Origin of the sequence: Acinetobacter sp. ANC 5600 (assembly GCF_002018395.1) — a bacterium.
In the GTDB taxonomy this organism is placed as follows: domain Bacteria; phylum Pseudomonadota; class Gammaproteobacteria; order Pseudomonadales; family Moraxellaceae; genus Acinetobacter; species Acinetobacter amyesii.
Window position 1 is genome coordinate 563,551 of record NZ_MVKW01000001.1, and the last position, 20,521, is coordinate 584,071.

Sequence of the window (20,521 nt, forward strand, 5' to 3'; positions counted from 1 at the left end):
TGTTACTTTCACTATGACCGCAAAAAATTTATACGCCTACACGCTAGAGCCAGTGGCTTATGAAATTTCTGAAGAAGAACAACGTTATGCTCAACTTGTTCTGTCTCGCAGTAACTTCAAAATTGGCAAAAAAGCATGGCTAATTATGGGTGCAATTCTGGCACTGGCACTCTTGGGCCTCATCTTTATTAAGAACTATTCAACAGTATTTTGCTGGGTAGCTATTGTCTGTGTCGTGATTTACTTCCTTGTGCGTAAATTCGGTATCGAATGGTATGCGAAACGCAAACTGAACGAAGTCCCTGTTCAAGAAATTAAAGGCATCCGTATGGGTGTTCAGCCGCATGGGATCTCTATGCAGCAACGTATGGGCGCAAACATGGGGACGATGACTGTCGGTTGGAAAGACATTCATGAATGGTATGACACCAAAGACTTCATCCTTTTGAACTTTAAAGTAAAGGGTCAAGACGGCGCATACATCTTGCCTAAACGTATGGATAGCAAGAAGTTTCCATTTTCGACCATTCGTAAACACTTAAATGAAACTGTAGGCCCAGCTAAAGCAATTTAAGCCAAACAGACATTTATGTATAAAAAAACCTCCACTTTTTGGAGGTTTTTTTATCTGTTTAATTTTCGAATGATCATTGATAATTACAATAATGAGAATGAATATTACTTACTTTTTCCACATTCTCTACTACATCATCGTTTATAATTCGTCGCAATTCAGCAACCTTTTATCAATATTAAATCCATCATGTTTAAGAAAACCCTTTTCCAGATTCACTGGTTCTTGGGGATTAGTGCCGGCTTAATACTCTCGCTTATGGGGGTTACAGGTGCCATTTATTCCTATGAACAGCAAATACTTAAAGCAATCAATCAGGACAGTTATGTGGTTCAGGCTCAACAGCAGCCTAAACTAACCCCTGCTGAGCTTTATCAGCACTTTAGTCAGTCTGATCCTGACATGAAAATTAACAGCATCTCTATTGCCTCAGATGCTACCACCTCAAGTACCGTGAATATTGTCAAAGAAGGTGCTCGTCGTGGCTATAACATGATGGTTAACCCCTATACAGCCGAAGTTTTACCTGAAATCAAAGGTCAAAAATTCTTCCAGTTTGTACAGCAACTACACCGTAATTTAACTGTTGGCCCTGTAGGTAAACAAATTACCGGCGCATGTACACTGATGCTGATTTATTTCGTATTGAGTGGTTTGTATCTGCGTTGGCCCAAAAGACATTCTGTAAAACAATGGCTTGCAGTAAAACCAAAGCTCAAAGGTCGTAATTTCCTATGGGATCTACATGCAGTCGTCGGCACATGGGTGATTATTTTCTATCTCATTTTGGCATGTACAGGTTTGTACTGGTCTTATGATTGGTGGCGTAATGGCATGTTTAAAGTCATGGGCGTTGAACGTCCACAGCCCCAGTTACAAGAAGGTCCAAAACCGAATGGGCAATCTGCTGAACAGGCGGGTGCAAAGCAAGATGGTGAAAAACAAGCCACTGAAGCAGGACAAACTCGTGGTGAACACCGAGCACGTTCTGAAAGTAACCCTGCAACTTCTGGTCCCTCTGAACACGGCGCTCAAGAAAATAAACATGGCGCTGAAGGTCGCGGAGAAAAACGTGGTCTAAAACCAGAACAAGTGAATATTGCCCTTACGCAAAGTTGGAATGGCTTTAATCAAAATATTGGTCGTGAATACTCAAGTGTTACTTTTAATATTCCGAAAAAAGCCAATGGTGAATTAGAAATTAACTTTGTGGATGCCGTCCCTCAACATGAGCGTGCTCGCAACAAAGCGACTTATAACTACAAAAAGGATGCTCTTACCGATATCGAGTTATACGAAGATAAAAAATTAAATGAAAAAATCATGACCAGCATGTTGCCTGTACATCGCGGTAGTTTCTTCGGACCGATTTATCAGTTCTTTGTGGTTATTGCATCCCTCATGATGCCGCTGTTCTTTGTCACAGGATGGATGCTCTATCTCAAACGTCGTAAACAGAAAAAACTGACACAGCAAGCCCGTCAAAGCTTAGCACCAGTTACCATCGACCCAAATGCACAGCCTTGGTTAATTTGCTATGCATCACAAACAGGTCAGTCTGAACAATTGGCATGGCGTACAGCAACAAGCTTACAAGAGGCTCGTCAGCCTGTCACAGTGAAAGCTGTTCAGCAACTTTCAGCAGATGACTTAACGCAAGCCGCTCAGGTTTTATTTGTTGCAAGTACCTATGGCACTGGGGAAGCACCTGACCTTGCTTCAAGCTTTGAACGTAAACTGATGACACAAAGCCTCGATTTGAGTCATGTTCAGTTTGCCGTATTAGCTTTAGGTTCTGAAGAATATCCGGATACGTTCTGTAGCTTTGGTCATGCGATTCATCGCTGGATGCAAAGTAATGCTGCGAAGCCCCTGTTTGACACGATTGAAGTCAATAATGGCGACACCCAAGCCATTCAAGCATGGAATAGTGCTTTAGCCAAAGCGACTAAACTTGAACTTCAGCACATGCAAATTGAAAAAACTTTTGATGCATGGACATTGACCAAACGTGATTTACTCAACCCGAACAGTTTAGGTGCACCTGCATTTAATATTGAGTTAAAACCGCAACATGAAGCCAACTGGCAAGCGGGTGATATTGCAGAGATTCAGCCGGGTAATAGTGCTGAACGTATTGCAAACTTCATGCAAAAGTACCAAATTCAAAGTCAGCAAGTGGTTGATTCTACTCAGCAACGCATTGAAGATGCATTATGGGATCGTAACCTAAATACGGATGTTGAACCCTTTGCCAATCTTGATCATTTGCTCGAACAGCTTCCACCGCTTCCAACTCGTGAATACTCCATTGCCAGTATTCCAAGTCAGCAAGTATTACGCTTAGTGGTGCGTCAGCAATCCAATGCAGAGGGTGAACTTGGCTTAGGCTCAGGGTGGTTAACACAACATGCAGCGATTAATAGCACACTACAACTGCGTATTCGCACCAATGAATCATTCCATCTAATTGCAGATAATCGTCCTGTGATTTGTATTGGTAACGGTACAGGTATTGCAGGTTTACTCAGTCTTTTACATGCACGCGTTCGTCAAGGCTATACGCAAAACTGGCTGATTTTTGGTGAGCGTCAACGCGCACATGATTTCTTCTATCAAGACATCATTAAAGCATGGCAAAACACAGGCTTAGTTCAACGCATAGACCTCACCTTCTCTCGTGATCAAGCGGAGAAACGCTATGTGCATCATGAGCTACGTGACCATGCGACCTTATTAAAATCATGGGTAGAACAAGGTGCCGTGATCTACGTTTGCGGTAGTATCAACGGTATGGCAACGGACGTTGACCACGCACTGATTGATATATTAGGTGAAGACGTTGTTGCTGAACTGCGTCAAGCTGGGCGCTACCGCCGTGATGTTTATTAATAAGATGTTTACTCATAAATAGTCCCAACTAAAAACCAGACCTCGTGTCTGGTTTTTTTCACGCTATACTTAGGCCAAATACGAATACTGCTTTAATTTTTTGCATGAAAAGAATACTACTGCTTTGTGTAGGCTTGCTGCTCTGCGTAGATGCCATTTGGTTACTTACATTAGATAAAATTCATGTAGGCATCCTTTTACCCTTAGTCATTGGGTGTATTTTTATTTTATCCGGACTATTTTCAACCCAAATCCACAATATTTTAGATCAATACCCTAAACTCAAAAGGCTCTGGCGTGCTACATGGTGGTTGTTTTGGCTTTGGCTATTGAGCCTTTTACTGTTTTTTGCGTATTTACACTTCAATAGCCAGCAATCCAAGCCATTTACTTCCGTCCAAGCCATCATCGTTTTGGGTAGTGGTATTGAAAATGGTCAACCCTCTCCGACCTTAAAGGCACGTCTCGATGCCGCAGCACCGTATGCCTTGCAACAACCCAATACTATTATGATCATGACCAGTGGTTTAGGCTTTAATGAAAAAATGACCGAATCTTCTGTCATGAAGCGCTATTTACTTCAACACTATGACATTTCAGCGGCAGGCATATATGAAGAAAGTAAAAGTACCAGTACAGAACTCAACCTGATCAATAGTAAAAAGATTTTAAAACAACATCAAATTTCGCTTGATACACCCATAGCAATTGCCAGTAGTGACTTTCACCTTCCACGTGCAAAAGCAATTGCACGAAAGTTAGGCTATACACAGGTGTATACCATTGCAGCGCCTACACCGCTGTACATCCGCTACAACTCTTGGCTACGTGAATATTTTGCTTTTTTGAGCGGTTTTGTACTTAACGAATATTAAAAAAAAGCCCTTGTTTGATCAGTAAACAAGGGCTTTTTTATGCTGTAAATAAACAATTAATTTAAACGAATGCTACGTGGCAAAGGAATTTTAAGGTTTTCAAAGATTTCTGGGCGCTGTTGATAGACTTGATATAAATAATTTTTAATATCTAACAGCATCTTTTCAGGCGCAACCAAAATATTTTGCCCTTCTGGGGTTAAATCTAAAGATACCGTAGTGCTCTCGCTGCGTAAAAACGGAATGACTTTTTCGATAAAGTCTTTTAATGAAATTTCCTGAATTTCATAATTGGACCAATTGTCTTTAATTAATAAACGTGCCAAACCACGATTTTGCCAAATGGCGAAGGAACGCTGACCTGTAGGTGTCGCACAAAGTGCCCAACCATCTTGATATAACGCAATCACGCCACCTTGAGCGACCATATTTTCAATAAATTGTTTATAGGTTTCTTGAGGATTGTAATTTGTAGTTTGAGTTTTAGACGCTGCCTTGCGCTGATATGGATTTCTCATAGATCACATACAATATTAAAATTATTATAGAGCGGATTCTATGTAAATCAGAAAATTTAGGCAAGCTTTTGGGGAAAGAAGTTTCTATAGAAGAATATGGTGGGCGCTGACGGGATCGAACCGCCGACATTCTGCTTGTAAGGCAGACGCTCTACCAACTGAGCTAAGCGCCCTGAGCGAAGAGTAACAAAGCGAAGCTTTGTCTGAGCGCAAGAGAAAAATCAAAGATTTTTCTAAAGGCATTCTCTTGAACAGAGATTTTTAAGATAAATGGCGCAGCGGACGGGACTCGAACCCGCGACCCCCGGCGTGACAGGCCGGTATTCTAACCAACTGAACTACCGCTGCATCACGTAGTTTCTTTCGAAACACAACCTATATCTTAAAAGATATGGTGGGCGCTGACGGGATCGAACCGCCGACATTCTGCTTGTAAGGCAGACGCTCTACCAACTGAGCTAAGCGCCCTCAAAGGGTACATCAATTATATTCTTTGTAATGGCGCAGCGGACGGGACTCGAACCCGCGACCCCCGGCGTGACAGGCCGGTATTCTAACCAACTGAACTACCGCTGCATCGCAAAAAATATGGTGGGCGCTGACGGGATCGAACCGCCGACATTCTGCTTGTAAGGCAGACGCTCTACCAACTGAGCTAAGCGCCCTCAAAAGGTCTATCATGTAAATGGCGCAGCGGACGGGACTCGAACCCGCGACCCCCGGCGTGACAGGCCGGTATTCTAACCAACTGAACTACCGCTGCACTTACACAATGTCGCTATTGTGGTTCAAACGAATTAAGATTTAAAGTGGCGCAGCGGACGGGACTCGAACCCGCGACCCCCGGCGTGACAGGCCGGTATTCTAACCAACTGAACTACCGCTGCACTCTAAATATCTTAACACTGAAAAGGTTTGGTGGGCGCTGACGGGATCGAACCGCCGACATTCTGCTTGTAAGGCAGACGCTCTACCAACTGAGCTAAGCGCCCTTTTCAAAACATGTTCATCGTTTGATGAGGTGCATTATAGAGAATCCTCACGGTCTGTCAAACGCTTTTCTAACTCTTTTCCACTTTTTCTGTTTGAGTGATTAAAAAATAAGTTATATTGCGGAAAAATCAGTATTTTTGAACATTTTTTAGCTATAAACCTGTAAATTTATTACTAAAAATATGACTTATATTCTGCATCATTCACATAAAAAACAGTTTTTCGCGTGGACTCATAACTAATCATTGAGCGAACCGACGATTAATTCACCACACATCCTACATTCTAAAACACCACAGTGTACAAAATACATTCAAACACGATTTTCTGTTAGTTTACGAGCATTAGTCCTGACAAAAGTCCTGACAAAAAAACGCCTTTCAAACTCACTTTAATTCTTCAAACCATGGTTTGATGTCATGAATTTCGGCTTTCATGGCTTGTGCTTTTAACGACGTGTTCAATGTTCAGTGATGTAAACCAAAGCATTTAATGGAATCAATTGATAAAGTTCTACAACATCGCTGTTTCGCATGCGAATACAACCATGTGACATCGGTATGCCCATAGGCTCGCGATCTGGTGTGCCATGGATATAAATATAACGTTGATAAGTATCACAGCCCTCACCTGCATTAAAGCCGGGTTCTAAACCACTGAGCCATAATATTCGAGATAAAATCCAATCCCGATCAGGGTGTGATGCAGCAAGTTGCTCGTCGTAAACCTCTCCGGTCCACTGACGTGCTTTAAAAACTGCATTTTGAGGTTGTTGTCCACCAAACTTTTCAGCCACTTGATGCCAGCCTCGTGGCGTCTTGCCACTATTTTCCTGCTCACCAATGCCATTTTTACCCGATGAAATGAGGTAAAACTTATTCAGTTTCGGCAAAGTTAAAGTTTGATCTTTCAAGTTAATCAGGATATCTGCTTGATCTTGGGTATATTCAGACATGCTCTTGCTCTTTCTGCTTATCTTTATCTTGTGGTTTAGTCTGCGGCGAATGTTCAATAGTCCTAATCTTATTTGGCTCTGGTCGTGTCCATAACCAAATGCCAACAATCAACATGGTTAAGTCAGTGAAAATCTTGACGGCAATCGGTGCTGATGTAAAAAGCATAATCATACCACTCACAAACATCATGATCGATGCAAACCATTTTGCTTTGCGTGGGACTGTGCCATTTTCGCGCCAAGCGCGTAAGGTTGGCCCATATTTAGGATGATTCAACAACCAAGCATCCATTTGAGGCCAACCTTTTGAAGCCGCCCATGCCGCTAATATTAAGAAGACTGTCGTGGGCATTCCCGGCAATAAAGCCCCTATAAAGCCTAAAATGACAAAGACAACCACTAAGCTTCGCCAAAACAACGTCTTCATACCGCTACCCTGAACTTTCAATTCAGGTAGTATAAGATGTTTTTAACAATTATCCGTTGTTATTCTGCATTATTCAAAAGGTTTCAATATGGCTGTAGCCCCGACAACGTCGTCTTATTTTGAGCCATGGTTGCAATTTAAACAGCCCTTAGTTCGCCAATTGGCTTTCTGTATTGCTAGCCCAAATATTCTGCAGCAAATTCCCAATGAACTCGAAATCCGCTATCCCTTTCATTTTCATCCAAACGAGCTTTGGCATAAATATTTTGAAGCCTACCTTCCCCGTTTAAAACAACTCGAACAACACCCAAGTGCATTAGTAGAATTTTTACAAAAATTAAAAAGTACTCGCCTTGGTTTACGTTTCGAAATGTTTATATGGTTTTGGCTTCTCGATCACCCATACCATCCCTACCAGTTACTCGGACATAGCATTCAAAAAATTGACGGCCCTCGTACAGTAGGTGAACTCGACTTTGTTTTAAAAAATACTGAAAGTGGTGAAGTTGAACATTGGGAAGTGGCTTTAAAATACTATCTAGCAGAGCGCGATTTTCAATTACCCTATTGGCATGGCTTAAATCGTAGTGATACTTTGGCTCGAAAGCTTAATCATTTTACCCAAAAACAATTCCAATTTGATGAAGCACTTGAGCAGCAGATTCAACAACGCTATTGCGTTTTAAAGGGTCAATTATATTTACCTATTCAGTGTACCAACACATTGCCAAACTGGGTCAATCCTGCGCGCAGAATAGGTCAATGGGGACATGTCATTCCGTCCATAAGTCAAGGTTACTATCGCCTACAACGACATGAATGGATCTGCGTACGGCAGCAACCCACAAGTAAAACTGCACATTGGTGGACAGATGGTTTATATAAAAAGGACAGCGATGAAAGCTATTATATGTATAGATTACCACGCTTAGTTTTGCCTCAAACCACTTGAAATGGCGGAATACTAAATATAAAGCCTGATAGATAATTACATTTATTTACTCAACCACCATAAAAACTACCTACTGTTCAATAAGCCTATTTTTTAATCTAAATCTCACAACAGAATAATTTAGTCCTCTAAAAATTATTCTTTCATAATGGAGATTACATTCAATGAAAAAAATTTTAGCTGCATCACTTATGGTTGCTTTTGTACTGACAGGTTGTAATACAGTAAAAGGTGTTGGTAAAGACGTATCTAAAGCTGGAGATGCTGTAACCAATACTGCTGAGAAAACTTCGGAAGAAATTCGCCGCAATTAATTTCTTTCCCAAGAATTTATAAAAGAGCCCTATTTTTTAAATAGGGTTTTTTTACGTCTAAATTTCCCTTCGCTTGTCGATTCGCCTATTATATTGCGACATTTTTGACTTCTGTATTTAGCATGACCTCAACAGCAACTCTTGATCTCAGCCTAGAATTACTGCGCCAACCCTCGGTAACACCGATTGACCATACCTGCCAGAACATTATGGCGGAACGTTTAGCCAAGATTGGCTTTAACATTGAAAATATGCGTTTTGATGATGTAGATAATCTTTGGGCACGTAAAGGGACTGAAGCACCAGTATTTTGCTTTGCAGGTCATACTGATGTAGTACCTACGGGTAACTTGGATGCATGGGGTTCTGACCCATTTATTCCTGAAATTCGCGACGGTAAACTGTATGGTCGTGGCAGCGCAGATATGAAAACAGCGTTGGCAGCTATGGTTGTAGCTTCAGAACGTTTCGTTGCAAAGCATCCAAATCATAAAGGCTCTATTGCATTTCTCATTACCTCTGACGAAGAAGGTCCTTCGATCAACGGGACAGTTAAAGTTGTTGAAACTTTAGAAGCGCGTAATGAAAAAATGACGTGGTGTTTGGTGGGCGAGCCATCTAGCACCAACACACTCGGCGATATTGTTAAAAATGGTCGTCGTGGTTCGCTAAATGCCAATTTAACGGTTAAAGGTAAACAAGGGCACGTTGCTTACCCACATCTAGCAATCAACCCAATCCATACTGCTTCAAAAGCACTGGCAGAGCTTTGCGATACCGTGTGGGACAATGGTAACGAATACTTCCCTGCAACGTCGTTCCAAATTTCCAATATTAATGCCGGTACAGGTGCAACCAACGTTGTTCCGGGCACGATGAACCTACTGTTTAACTTCCGTTATTCAACTGAAGTAACGGCAGATGAACTCAAAGCACGTACTTTGGAAATTTTAGATCGTCATGGCGTTGAATATGACATCTCTTGGACGTTATCTGGTCTTCCATTCCTAACCCCAGTCGGTGAGTTAGTGAATGCCGCACGTGATGCTATACGAGAAGTTACTGGGACTGAAACTGAACTTTCGACCAGTGGTGGTACTTCTGATGGTCGATTCATTGCGCCTACAGGTGCGCAGGTGCTTGAACTGGGTGTTTTAAATGCCACGATTCACCAAATCAATGAACACGTTAATGTGGCAGAATTGGAACCACTTTCTGAAATTTACGAAAAGATTTTAGAAAACCTGTTGGCTTAAGTATTCCCTGCATAGTCAAAAAAAAGGAACTCCATTGAGTTCCTTTTTTTATATCGCGTTTTGCAAATATTAAGCTGCTTGAAGCCCAATACTGTTTTGAATATTAGCTAAATTTGGAATATGAAATACCTGATCGGCCATGCGTACATATTGGAAAATATTGGCGTCTTTCACAGCTTTTTCTTCATCAACCACTTCAGAAATACGCAGACGAATGGTTTTCGGCATTTCATTACACATCAGTGCAAAACGCTGCCCAACATCATCACCTTCAATCACCAAAGCCACACCCTGATTTTTGGCAGGATCATTGACTGAGAAAACAGGCAATTTCAATTCATGCCATTCAACAAAAGGAACCTTGGTTGCACTATCGAGCGCTGATAGCACAATATTTTGTGGCAACAACATTGGCTCTTTACCATGACAATCAATGATATATGCATCGATAAATCCGGTAGATACCGTAATGAGATGTTGCAGTTCCTGTTGATCAATTTTATCGCTGACAATCTGAGAAACAGTATTTTGGCTCATAGATTACCCCTGCTTTTCTGCAATTAAAGCTTCAATATTGGCAAGCAATTCAGCTTCTTGGAATGGTTTACCCATATAGTGAGTCACACCTAAGCTAAATGCACGCTCACGATGTTTTTCACCTGTACGTGATGTAATCATAATGATTGGCAGCTCACGGTGAATGTCATGGTGACGAACTAAGTTTGTCACTTCGAAACCATCCATACGTGGCATTTCAATATCGAGTAGCATCAAGTCTGGACGGACATTTTCAAGCTGCTCAATTGCATCCACACCATCTTTCGCTGTCACAATGTCATAACCTTGACGTTCAAGTAAGCGTGAAGTCACTTTACGTACAGTTACCGAGTCATCGACAATCATCACTAAACGACGCGCATTGGCTTGACGGCCCAAATCACGCTGTTCAGCTGAATGTTTAACACGCTGCGTAGTTTGAATTTGACGTGCAATATTTTGCCCATCCAAAATCAAACATACATGACCATCACCTAGAATCGTGGCACCTGCAATCGCGGCTACACTGGTAAATTGTTGACCAATTGGTTTCACCACGATTTGAGAACGTGAACCCACCAGCTGATCGACCAATAAAGCAATGGTTTGACCACTGTTGCCTTTAATTAGTAGTACAGGCAATGAATGGCCGACATTATTTAAACGTGGAATTGGCTGATTACCCACAAACTCTGATAGATAACGTAGTTTGTAATTGGTGTTGTCAATTTTAAACACGTCATCCTTACTATTGAAGTAAGTTTCGAGTGCCGTAGGTGCAATACGGACAATACGTTCAATTTGCGCTAATGAAATCGCATATTGCTGATCGCCCGCTTTCACCATCAAGGCATCGCTGACCGCTACTGTGGTTGGTACACGAATGGTAAAGGTCGTCCCTTTACCTAACTCAGACTCAACGGAAACATGACCACCCAAGGCTTTAATTTCACTTTGCACCACATCCAGACCAACACCACGACCCGAAATTTGCGTTACCGATTGTGCCGTTGAGAAACCTGGATGGAAGATCAATTGCAAGATTTCTTGTTTATCGAGGAACTGATCCGCTTTGATTAAACCAAGTTTTAAGGCTTTGTCTTTAATTTTGGTTTCATCAATCCCTTTACCATCATCACTGAAAGACACCAGTACATCAGTACCCTGACGACTAATGTTCAAGACGATGCTACCTACTTCTGGCTTTTTCAAAGCCAAACGGTCAGCAGTATCTTCTAAACCATGGTCGACCGCATTGCGCAGCATATGTTCAAATGGTGTCACCAAACGCTCTAAGATCGTACGGTCCAATTCACCTTCTGTATTTTGAACAATCAATTCTGCAGGACGGTTCAAGGTCGAAGAAGTTTGACGCACAATACGTTGTAAACGTGGTAACAAACGATCAAATGGCACCAAACGGGTACGCATCAGACTTTCTTGAATTTCTGACTGAATACGTGATTGTTGTAATAACAAACCTTCCGCATCACGGATTTTTTCTGCCAAAGTACTCTTGAAGTCAACCAAATCCGACGCAGATTCGGCTAGAGATTTTGACAATTGGTTAATCGATGAATATTGGTCCATCTCCAATGGGTCGAAATCCGCATAGCGTGAATTTTCAGAACCATGTTTGGCAATAATTTGTGACTCAAGCTCACCATCCATTCGACGTAACTGGTCAGCAAGTCGCTTAATTGCTAACTCCATTTCATTCAAGGTATTGCCTAGCTGACCTAAGTCCATCTCAATACGTGAACGGTTAATCGAGTTTTCGCCTGATAAGTCAATCATCTTCTCGACGAGATCAGCCGAGATACGAATCATCTCATTACTGTTATCAGAAGAATTGGCTTCAGACCATTCACCCAACATCGATGGCGGTTCAACACCATCACCCTGAATAAATTCAAAGCCTTTGCTGACGATACCTTGTTCCAATTCTGCAACACGGTTTGGCAGTTGAACCGTAACATCCACATATTGAATGGACTCTAAGCTCAATTTGATGCTGTCAAAATTACTATAGTCGTGGTTGAAGATCGCTTCTTTTAACCATGCCAAAGTCGTTTTGAGTAAGCCGTCATATGCATTTGAGTTGAAATGATGAACCGCGAAATGCTCAAACGTCGTCTCAAGTTGATATGCAATTGCAGCAACAGGTTCATTTTCAACCATACGCGCTCCACCTTTAATACTGTGGGCAGCACGTTGTAATTGAAGCAATACGTTACGGTCACTACGTTGTTCAGTCCATTGATTTAATAATTGAACGGCATGTTCAAGAATTTCCTCAGACTCTTCAAGGAAGGTTTCTTCCATGACAGAACGTAGATCGTCATCTGGATGCTCAACATGTTCAGCAACCGCATGTTCAAGATGTTCAACAGCAGACTCAGTGTGAGCAGTCGTTTGAGCTTCAACCACTGCTTCTGCAGTGTCTTCAGCAACATCCATCGGCCCTGACACCGATACATCTGGTTCTACTGCTGTTTGTTCAGTTTCAGCTGAAATAGGGGCCGAAGCCAATGCAACAGGTTCTGAACGCTCTCCTGCCACAATTGACTGAATATTCTTGAGAATATCGATCACATTATTCGCTGAGTAGTCGATCCCTTGGTCACGAATGGTTTGAATACGATCTGAAATATCATCCTGCACTAAACGAATAATTTGAATTAACGCAGGCGTAATCGAAATTTGCTGACGAATAATGCGCTCATAAATCGACTCCAATTCATGCGAAATTAAACCCACATGAGACGCGGCAATCATATTTGCACCACCTTTTAGGGTATGCAAATAGCGCATTAAATTATTCAAAGCTGAAGTATTGGTCTGATCACGTGTCCAAGTACTGAGGTCTTGATCAATCCCCACCAATAATTCTTCTGCCTCTTCAATAAAGATCCCTAAAAGATCTTCATCAAAGTCATTATTCGCATCCGCCGCTTGCATCTGTTGATGATCAAGTTGAATACGCTGACTTAATTGTGCAAAGTCTACTGCTGTTGTATTTGCAACAGCGGCTTTATCTTCTACAGTGGCAACAGGTTCAGCAACTACATGGGCTTCTGGTGTTGTCGTCGCTGCAACTGCTTCAATGTCTTGTTGAACAAATGCAGTCAGCTCATTTAAGAAACGCTGAACCTCTTCACTTAACACTACACGCTGACCCGCAGCTAAAGTGTCAAATAAGTGAATGAACTCTTGATGTGCTTGCGCAAATAACTCATAACCATAATCAGCATGGAGTAATTCAGGCTTTTCAATTAAAGACTGATACGCTGCACGCAGTTGAGTTGTGAAATCATGGATTCCAACAGACGCACGATTATCCGTATGTTCGATCAACTCTAAAGCTTGCTGACTGAGCTGTTGAATATAGTCTGGGAATTCAGCAAGGGCACGTTTATCAAACTCAAATTCAGCATCCAATAACTGATCAATATTTAATTCGATTAGTTTAGAAACCAAACCTTGTGGATTATCTTCAGGCGCCAATTGATCTTGGCTAGCAAAACCATAATCATCCCAAGCGGCTTTGAAGGTTTCATAAATAGATGTAAGATTTGCCTTATCTCCTGAACGCAGCACGTGTAAATAATCACGAACAAATTCAGCATATTGAATCAATAAAGCAGTTTCTTTCGAGCTCGATACGATTTCGTCTTGTAATAAGGTTTTGAATAAGTTTTCAACTTTTGAACTGGCTTCAAAAATCTCTTCGATTTGCGCCATTGACGAACTACCACGTAAGGTGTGTAGCGCGCGAATTAAACCATTATAGTCTTGTGATTTACTATCATCAGATTGGAGGAACTGATCAATCGTTTGTAGATGTTCTTCAGCTTCTTCAATAAAAATGCTCACTGTTTCTTCGACTAGTGATGCATCTGCATCCACTTGCTCAACAACAGATTCTGATTCAATGACCACATCAATCGTACTTTCAAGCACTTCTACAGGTGCTTTAGCTTCAACATCAGTCAGTTCTAAACCAGTGAGACCATCTTCAGATTTTAATTGATCTGCCAGTTTTAATAATTCTTCGAGTGCAGGCTCAAGGCTGATATTTTGTTGTAATTGTTGCCCCATTAAAACCAATGGGCGTAAATCAACATCCAATTCGGCAACATTTTTAAACCGTGGATAGAGCTTATATTGATAAACATTTAAAACTGTTTGTGCAAACTTTTGAACGGTTGGCGTTAACTGTACTGAACCCGCAATGACACGGTTCAACGTATCTTCAACTGCCCATGCAGTTTCACCCGCCGATTTTGCCCCGACCATACGACCTGAACCTTTCAGGGTATGGAAATGACGACGAATCGTCGTTAAAGTGTCTTTATCTTGTGGATTTTCCAACCAAGTTGTAAATAAACCCGCCAGCTCTTCAAAGATTTCTTCTATTTCTTCAACAAAAATCTCTAAAATTTCTGCATCTTGATCAAGATAACTATCTTCAGGAAGCGTAGTTGTTTCAACTAAATTTTTTAATATTTCTTTCATAGCTAAGGCTTCTTATGTTTTGCCACCAAGAAGGTTGCTCAAACTTAATTGTAACCATCACCTAAGACTTAACTGTGACGTTAAGTTCACCTTATCGATGTGTTATCTGTAATCGGTGCAGTACCCTAGCCGCAGCTAAGGTACTACAGGTTTGCGCCTGACTTACTCTGGGAGTTTAAAGTCAGATACAGATTCACGTAATGATTCAGCCATATTCGCCAATTCAGATACCGAACGTGCAGTATCAAATGTTGCACTGGTGGTTTGCGAGGTAATTTCTTGTACAACGTTCATCGTTGTCGCAATATGACCTGCTGAAGCAGACTGAAGTTTTGCAGCATCCGAAATGTTTGCAATCAGTTTCGCCAAGTTACCCGATACAGACTGAATTTCATCTAGTGCTACGCCGGCATCCTTAGACAAGTTCGCACCACGTACAACTTCCGAAGTCGTTTGTTCCATTGAAATTACAGCTTCGTTAGTATCCGTTTGAATGGTTTTTACCAAACCTTCAATCTGTTTGGTTGCAGACGCTGAACGTTCCGCAAGACGCTGTACCTCATCCGCTACCACGGCGAAACCACGACCTGCTTCACCCGCCATTGACGCCTGAATTGCTGCGTTTAATGCCAAGATGTTTGTTTGGTCGGCAATATCGTTAATCAGTGCGACAATGTTACCAATCTCTTGAGAAGACTCACCCAAACGTTTAATACGTTTTGAGGTTTCCTGAATCTGTTCACGAATCGTATCCATACCTTCAATTGAACGGTTTACGACATCTGCACCGTTTGCAGCAATTTGTACAGAACGTTCTGCTACGACAGCTGATTCTTCAGCGTTCGAAGATACTTGGTCAATCGACATTGCCATTTCGTTAATTGCGGCAGATGCACCAGCAATTTCTTGCGCCTGATGTTCAGATGCTTCTGCAAGCTGGTTGGTAATACCCTGCGTATTCGCCGTATATTGCGCAACTTCTTGAGAAGTTTCTGTAATACGCGATACAAGGTCACGTAATTGGTCGATTGCGAAGTTAATCGAGTCGGCAATCGCACCAGTAAAGTCTTCAGATACCGTCGCATACGAACGTAAGTCACCGTCTGCAAGATCGGCAATTTCATCGAGTAAACGTAAAATCGCGTTCTGGTTACGGTCATATTCTTCTTGAAGACGGGTTACACGGAATTTATCCGATTGACCACGTAAAGAAAGAAGTTTGAACACACAGATCAAGAAGGCTGTTAAAGCAAGAATCAACAGTACCGCAGGTAAAATGGTTTTCAGACCTGTGCTAGAAGACAATTGATTTAAGTTGTCCAACAATTTGTCTGACTCAGCAAAAATTTGTGAAGATGCTTTACGTACGTTCACAATTTGCGTTGAGTTTTTCAAAATTGTCGCAGCCGCTGATTTTAATACATCGTCATATTCAGCTTTAATACCTTCAAGTGACTCACGTAATTCAGGGCTTTCAATACGTTGTACACCAAGCTCTGTACTACCATCCAATTGGGCATTTAAGTACAAACCGAAGGTTTCAGTATCGGCACTAAAGTCATCCGCAGACTCACGTGAACTATCAGAACCGGAAAGCACCGAGCTGATCGAACGTAAAATACGTTCAGCAATGAATACCTGGTTTTTCGCAATCACCACCTGGTTCGAAGGCATGTCTTGACGTGCCATTTGGTCGACCATCAAGTTATATTCCGCCTGAATCCCCGGAATGGTTTCACCAATCGCGATGTTCGTGTCATATAACTTATTAATGATTTTTTGTTGCGAAGTAATCAAGTCAATACTTTTTGAGACCTCAGCCCACTGCGTATCTACAGATTTCAGCGCATCTGTATTTGCATGAATGTCTTTTACAGTTTCTAAGTTTTCTTTGAACGAATCTTGAGAGGCAATTAATTTTTTCATTGCATCTTCAGTACCTGATGCAGTTGCCTCAGTTGCTTGACGCGAAATTGTTTGCGAAAGAAGACGGAGTTCACCCAAACTTTGCGTTAATTGGTTACCGCGAGGAACGCTATAAAATAGGTATAATAAAATAATCGTTGCCAGTACTAATGAACCAATCGCACCATAAATAAATGGTTTGGATTTTTCACTATCACCAAAAACTCGAGATAATTGATCTGTCTGTGATTGCAGTTTTGCCAGAAAAGCATTACCGCCTTTACGACCACTGGTGCTTTCACCCGTATTTTTCTTTTTAAGTTTAAAGCCCATTCAGCTTCTCCCCGATTACGCCTTCTTTCGTTCGTGCGCGACAATTAATTTATAAATTTTATAGATGCGTTCATGTATTTTGGATTTTGCAGTAAACGACTGAAGAGAAATACATTCCACTGCTGGTTATGCTGGTGGAAATACCCCTGACAATATTCCTGCAAATTTCGATCCAACTCATTATGTTTAGAAAAATAACTTTTCTTATTAAAGTGTTGAATACCCAAAACTTGATCGACTACCAAACCGACATAATGGTCATTATGACTAATACATAAAACTTTTTGAGTGGGTGAAAAACTACTTCGATGACCGGTTATATATTGTGCTAGGTCAGACAAAGAAAGTAAGCGTCCCCGAATATTGGCTAATCCCATCACCCAAGGTTGGGTATTGGGAACTGGCGTATATTTTGGTGGGTAGATCACTTCAGCTACTTCACCTAAAGGAGCAACGTAATATTGCCCCATCATCTCAAAAGCAATGCCTGACCATCGGTTTACTTCATTTTCAGTGGAAACGTAGTTTTTGTTTCCTCGTTTTGCGATTCGAAGTAATTCGATAAATCCATTTGCTGCCATAGAGCTTTATCCTGCATTGAGGTGTTGCTTAATCACATCAATTAATTGTTTTTCGTCTACAGGTTTAGTCAGATAATCAGAAGCACCTTGGCGTTTACCCCAAACACGGTCAGTTGCCTGATCTTTGGTACTTACAATGACAATTGGGATATGTTTGGTGGTCGCACCACGTGCAATTTGACGTGTTGCTTGGAATCCATTCACACCCGGCATTACCACATCCATTAAGACCAAATCAGGTAACTCAGCTTGAGCCATTGTCACACCATCTGCCCCATTTGAAGCTTCAATCACTTCAAAACCATGTTTACCTAAAATTTCTTTAAAACGGAATGTTTCTGTTGGTGAATCATCAACGATTAGGATACGTGCCATGCTTTTTCCCCAAAAAATAAAAAATCTAATTAAGCTGTAACGTGATTACGGATTGCATTCAGCAATTCATCTTTACTGAATGGCTTAGTCAAGTATTCATCAGAACCTACAACACGACCCTTCGCCTGATCAAATAAACCATCTTTACTTGAAAGCATAATCACAGGAATATTTTGATAATTTTGAGAGTTTTTAATCAGGGCACAAGTTTGATAGCCATCTAGACGTGGCATCATTATATCGACAAATACGATATCTGGATTCGCATCTGCAATTTTTGAAAGTGCTTCAAAACCATCTACAGCAGTGACTACTTCACATCCTTCACGCTGAAGCAGCGTTTCGGCCGTACGACGAATGGTTTTTGAATCATCAATTACCATGACTTTTAGATTTTGGAATTTATCGTCCATTTATTGACCCTACCCATTGAGGATGTACAAACAATTAAGTTAGCAGCATTATTATTTACAAGTTGTGAACATTTTTAACATATCTTTACTTGCGTTTTCAATGAACATTTTCTGCGCAAACACACAAGATTTCTTGTTTTTATTAACTGCTTCACACTTTCCGATGACCAACGATTTTTTTTTAACTTGGAATAGTATTTAATTGTCTTAATTAAGCATATTATAGCAAGATTATTACTTTAAAATAAGTAATTTAGTCAACTTTAAACTGGGGAGTACAAGGTTGAGTCCGCTTACAAAAAAAATTCACTTGATTGGCCTTAAACATTTCTCAAAAAAAGTCATCCTGACGATTTGTTTACTGGCTTATACCCCGCTTTTATTTGCTGCACCAAACAATATGCAGCAACCACAAAAGGCGACTTGGTATCGCTACTATGACAGTAAAGGTGTAGCAAATATCAGTACCAATGTGACACCAAATCACATTCGCTATGGTTATGAAGCACTTGATCAAAATATGCAAGTGATTAAACGTAACCGCCCCTACAATGCTGAAGCTGACATTAGACAAGCTCCTCAGCGTGCTGCCCAAGCACGTCAGCAAGCGTCAGATATCAAACTTAAAAAAGCCTATACCAATAGCCGAACTGCAGCCATTAAAAAGCGTGATGCACTGACTGGTATACGTAAACAGATCGTGTTTGAACAAGAACAATTAAAACAATTACAAAATGATCGTGTATTATTTGTTCGTCAAGAACGTGAACATTTTCGAAAAGGTGAAACCGTTCCGGCAAAATTAAAAACAATGTTGGATAATAATCAAAAAAATATGGTAGCGAAAAAAGAATACATTCAATCGTTACAAACTCGCTATCGAAATACAGAAGCTGAATACGACAGAATTATTACGCGTTTAAAAGCGATGGAATAAACTTGTTATTCAATTGCTTTTGTAGACCGCTGATATAAGGACCATTATGCAATCTGCACAGCAATCATCCCCCTTTTTAAAGCTTAGCCTGCTTTGCATAAGCCTGACTTTGGCTGCATGTCAAAAAGAAGATCCGCAGCAAAGTGTAAAACCAGAAAATAAGATTGAATTGATTCAACAAGATCTGGTCACGATCGAACAAGGCAACGCCATTTCAAAAACAGCCTTTACAGGTACCATTCGAGCAGTCAATCAGAGCAGTATTCAAGCCCAAGTCACTGCGACTGCAACAAATGTTAATGCAGAGGTCGGACAACGTGTCAGCAAAGGCCAAGTGTTGGTGCGTTTAAATAATCAAGACAATGCCGCACGTCTTGCTCAATCTCAAGCAAACCTTGCCTCCACGCAAGCTCAAGCCAATCAAGCCAAACTGATGATGGAACGTAAACAACGTTTGCTGAATCAAGGCTTTATTTCCAAAGTAGAGTTTGAACAAAGTCGTGTCGATTACCAAGCTCAAATGGAAAATGTTCGTGCCCAACAAGCTAATGTCGATATTGCGCGAAAAGCCAATCAAGATGGTACCATTTATAGCCCTATCCAAGGCGTGATTACCAAACGTGATGTTGAACCGGGACAAACGGTTGCTGCCGGACAAACCCTTTTTGAAATCGTCAATCCAGACCAATTAGAAATTCAAGCCAAATTACCAAGTGATCAGCAAGCTGCACTGAAAATTGGACAAAAGATTGAATATAGCATCCAAGGTAATAGCAATTTACTCACAGCACAAATCAGCCGGATTTCACCGATTGCCGATCAAGTTAGTCGTCAAATTGAATTTTTTGCAGCCCCAAATGAAACTATTACTTCATTAAGTATTGGTACTTTTGTCGAAGGTCACATCTTAGGCACGGATAATATTTCAGGCCAAAAAATTCCACTCGACACCATTCAAAGTCTAAAAGATAAACCTTACGTCTGGGTCATTCGTCAAAATAAAATTGCCAAAGTACCTGTACAAATTTTGAATCAGAGTTATAGCAATAACACCGCGATTGTTCAGGGCTTACAAAATAGTGATCTGATCAGCCGAATTAAATTTAATGATTCAGATATCAAACAAGATGTAAGTATCAGCCAAAATTAAAAGAATAAGGCAGGAC

General features: G+C 41.0%; 17 protein-coding genes and 8 tRNA genes. 8 read left to right on the forward strand and 17 right to left on the reverse strand.

Going from position 1 to position 20,521, the window contains the following annotated elements; all coding sequences use genetic code 11:
- The first annotated feature begins 13 nt into the window (after positions 1-13).
- From B1201_RS02820 to B1201_RS02830, 3 genes are all read left to right on the forward strand, one after another.
- Complete coding sequence (locus B1201_RS02820; protein WP_078191438.1) at positions 14-574, forward strand: YcxB family protein; 561 nt, start codon at positions 14-16, stop codon at positions 572-574.
- Between the two features lie 189 nt (positions 575-763).
- Positions 764-3,466: a PepSY domain-containing protein gene (locus B1201_RS02825; RefSeq protein WP_078192248.1), complete on the forward strand. Its 2,703-nt coding sequence runs from the start codon at positions 764-766 to the stop codon at positions 3,464-3,466.
- A gap of 104 nt (positions 3,467-3,570) precedes the next feature.
- Positions 3,571-4,341: a YdcF family protein gene (locus B1201_RS02830; RefSeq protein WP_078192249.1), complete on the forward strand. Its 771-nt coding sequence runs from the start codon at positions 3,571-3,573 to the stop codon at positions 4,339-4,341.
- Between the two features lie 56 nt (positions 4,342-4,397).
- On the opposite strand, the gene B1201_RS02835 is transcribed toward B1201_RS02830, so the two are convergent.
- From B1201_RS02835 to B1201_RS02885, 11 genes are all read right to left on the reverse strand, one after another.
- The gene (locus B1201_RS02835; protein ID WP_078191441.1) at positions 4,398-4,859 is read right to left on the reverse strand and encodes a DUF2750 domain-containing protein; all 462 of its coding nucleotides are present in this window, start codon (positions 4,857-4,859) and stop codon (positions 4,398-4,400) included.
- A gap of 97 nt (positions 4,860-4,956) precedes the next feature.
- Positions 4,957-5,032: transfer RNA gene (locus tag B1201_RS02840), tRNA-Val, on the reverse strand.
- A gap of 98 nt (positions 5,033-5,130) precedes the next feature.
- Positions 5,131-5,207, reverse strand: a tRNA-Asp gene (locus tag B1201_RS02845).
- Between the two features lie 44 nt (positions 5,208-5,251).
- Positions 5,252-5,327, reverse strand: a tRNA-Val gene (locus B1201_RS02850).
- A gap of 31 nt (positions 5,328-5,358) precedes the next feature.
- Positions 5,359-5,435 (reverse strand) — tRNA-Asp (locus tag B1201_RS02855).
- 13 nt (positions 5,436-5,448) lie between these two features.
- Positions 5,449-5,524 (reverse strand) — tRNA-Val (locus B1201_RS02860).
- 21 nt (positions 5,525-5,545) lie between these two features.
- Positions 5,546-5,622: transfer RNA gene (locus B1201_RS02865), tRNA-Asp, on the reverse strand.
- Between the two features lie 47 nt (positions 5,623-5,669).
- Positions 5,670-5,746, reverse strand: a tRNA-Asp gene (locus B1201_RS02870).
- Positions 5,747-5,775: 29 nt separating this feature from the next.
- Positions 5,776-5,851: transfer RNA gene (locus B1201_RS02875), tRNA-Val, on the reverse strand.
- Between the two features lie 461 nt (positions 5,852-6,312).
- Positions 6,313-6,807, reverse strand: a complete 495-nt coding sequence (gene elsL / locus B1201_RS02880; protein ID WP_078192250.1) for a cell wall-recycling L,D-carboxypeptidase ElsL — start codon at positions 6,805-6,807, stop codon at positions 6,313-6,315.
- Positions 6,800-7,234: a YbaN family protein gene (locus B1201_RS02885; protein WP_078192251.1), complete on the reverse strand. Its 435-nt coding sequence runs from the start codon at positions 7,232-7,234 to the stop codon at positions 6,800-6,802. The genes elsL and B1201_RS02885 overlap by 8 nt, the downstream gene beginning before the upstream one ends.
- An 88-nt stretch (positions 7,235-7,322) precedes the next feature.
- Here B1201_RS02885 and B1201_RS02890 point away from each other — a divergent pair, with 88 nt between their 5' ends.
- The 3 genes from B1201_RS02890 to dapE all read left to right on the forward strand — a co-directional run bounded on the left by B1201_RS02890 (position 7,323) and on the right by dapE (position 9,756).
- The gene (locus tag B1201_RS02890) at positions 7,323-8,186 is read left to right on the forward strand and encodes a DUF1853 family protein (RefSeq protein ID WP_078192252.1); all 864 of its coding nucleotides are present in this window, start codon (positions 7,323-7,325) and stop codon (positions 8,184-8,186) included.
- A gap of 164 nt (positions 8,187-8,350) precedes the next feature.
- Positions 8,351-8,500, forward strand: coding sequence for an entericidin A/B family lipoprotein (locus B1201_RS02895; RefSeq protein WP_078191053.1), 150 nt, complete (start codon positions 8,351-8,353; stop codon positions 8,498-8,500).
- A gap of 122 nt (positions 8,501-8,622) precedes the next feature.
- Positions 8,623-9,756 (forward strand): succinyl-diaminopimelate desuccinylase, encoded by a 1,134-nt coding sequence (dapE, locus tag B1201_RS02900; RefSeq protein WP_078192253.1) that lies wholly within the window; start codon positions 8,623-8,625, stop codon positions 9,754-9,756.
- 69 nt (positions 9,757-9,825) lie between these two features.
- On the opposite strand, the gene B1201_RS02905 is transcribed toward dapE, so the two are convergent.
- The 6 genes from B1201_RS02905 to pilG form a co-directional block, all read right to left on the reverse strand.
- Positions 9,826-10,293, reverse strand: a complete 468-nt coding sequence (locus B1201_RS02905) for a hypothetical protein (protein WP_078192254.1) — start codon at positions 10,291-10,293, stop codon at positions 9,826-9,828.
- Positions 10,294-10,296: 3 nt separating this feature from the next.
- Positions 10,297-14,811 (reverse strand): Hpt domain-containing protein, encoded by a 4,515-nt coding sequence (locus B1201_RS02910; protein WP_078192255.1) that lies wholly within the window; start codon positions 14,809-14,811, stop codon positions 10,297-10,299.
- Positions 14,812-14,973: 162 nt separating this feature from the next.
- Positions 14,974-17,049: a methyl-accepting chemotaxis protein gene (locus tag B1201_RS02915; protein WP_078192256.1), complete on the reverse strand. Its 2,076-nt coding sequence runs from the start codon at positions 17,047-17,049 to the stop codon at positions 14,974-14,976.
- Positions 17,050-17,093: 44 nt separating this feature from the next.
- Positions 17,094-17,630, reverse strand: a complete 537-nt coding sequence (locus tag B1201_RS02920; RefSeq protein WP_078191058.1) for a chemotaxis protein CheW — start codon at positions 17,628-17,630, stop codon at positions 17,094-17,096.
- A 6-nt stretch (positions 17,631-17,636) separates the two neighbouring features.
- Positions 17,637-18,005: a response regulator gene (locus tag B1201_RS02925; RefSeq protein ID WP_078191059.1), complete on the reverse strand. Its 369-nt coding sequence runs from the start codon at positions 18,003-18,005 to the stop codon at positions 17,637-17,639.
- Positions 18,006-18,034: 29 nt separating this feature from the next.
- Positions 18,035-18,418, reverse strand: coding sequence for a twitching motility response regulator PilG (gene pilG, locus B1201_RS02930; RefSeq protein WP_078191060.1), 384 nt, complete (start codon positions 18,416-18,418; stop codon positions 18,035-18,037).
- Positions 18,419-18,764: 346 nt separating this feature from the next.
- On the opposite strand from pilG, the gene B1201_RS02935 reads away from it, so the two are divergent.
- Both B1201_RS02935 and B1201_RS02940 read left to right on the forward strand, forming a co-directional pair.
- On the forward strand, positions 18,765-19,355 hold the full coding sequence (locus B1201_RS02935) for a hypothetical protein (protein WP_373684749.1): 591 nt from the start codon (positions 18,765-18,767) through the stop codon (positions 19,353-19,355).
- A 46-nt stretch (positions 19,356-19,401) separates the two neighbouring features.
- Entirely contained in the window at positions 19,402-20,505 is a 1,104-nt protein-coding gene (locus tag B1201_RS02940) for an efflux RND transporter periplasmic adaptor subunit (RefSeq protein ID WP_078192258.1), read from the forward strand.
- The last annotated feature ends 16 nt before the right edge of the window (positions 20,506-20,521 follow it).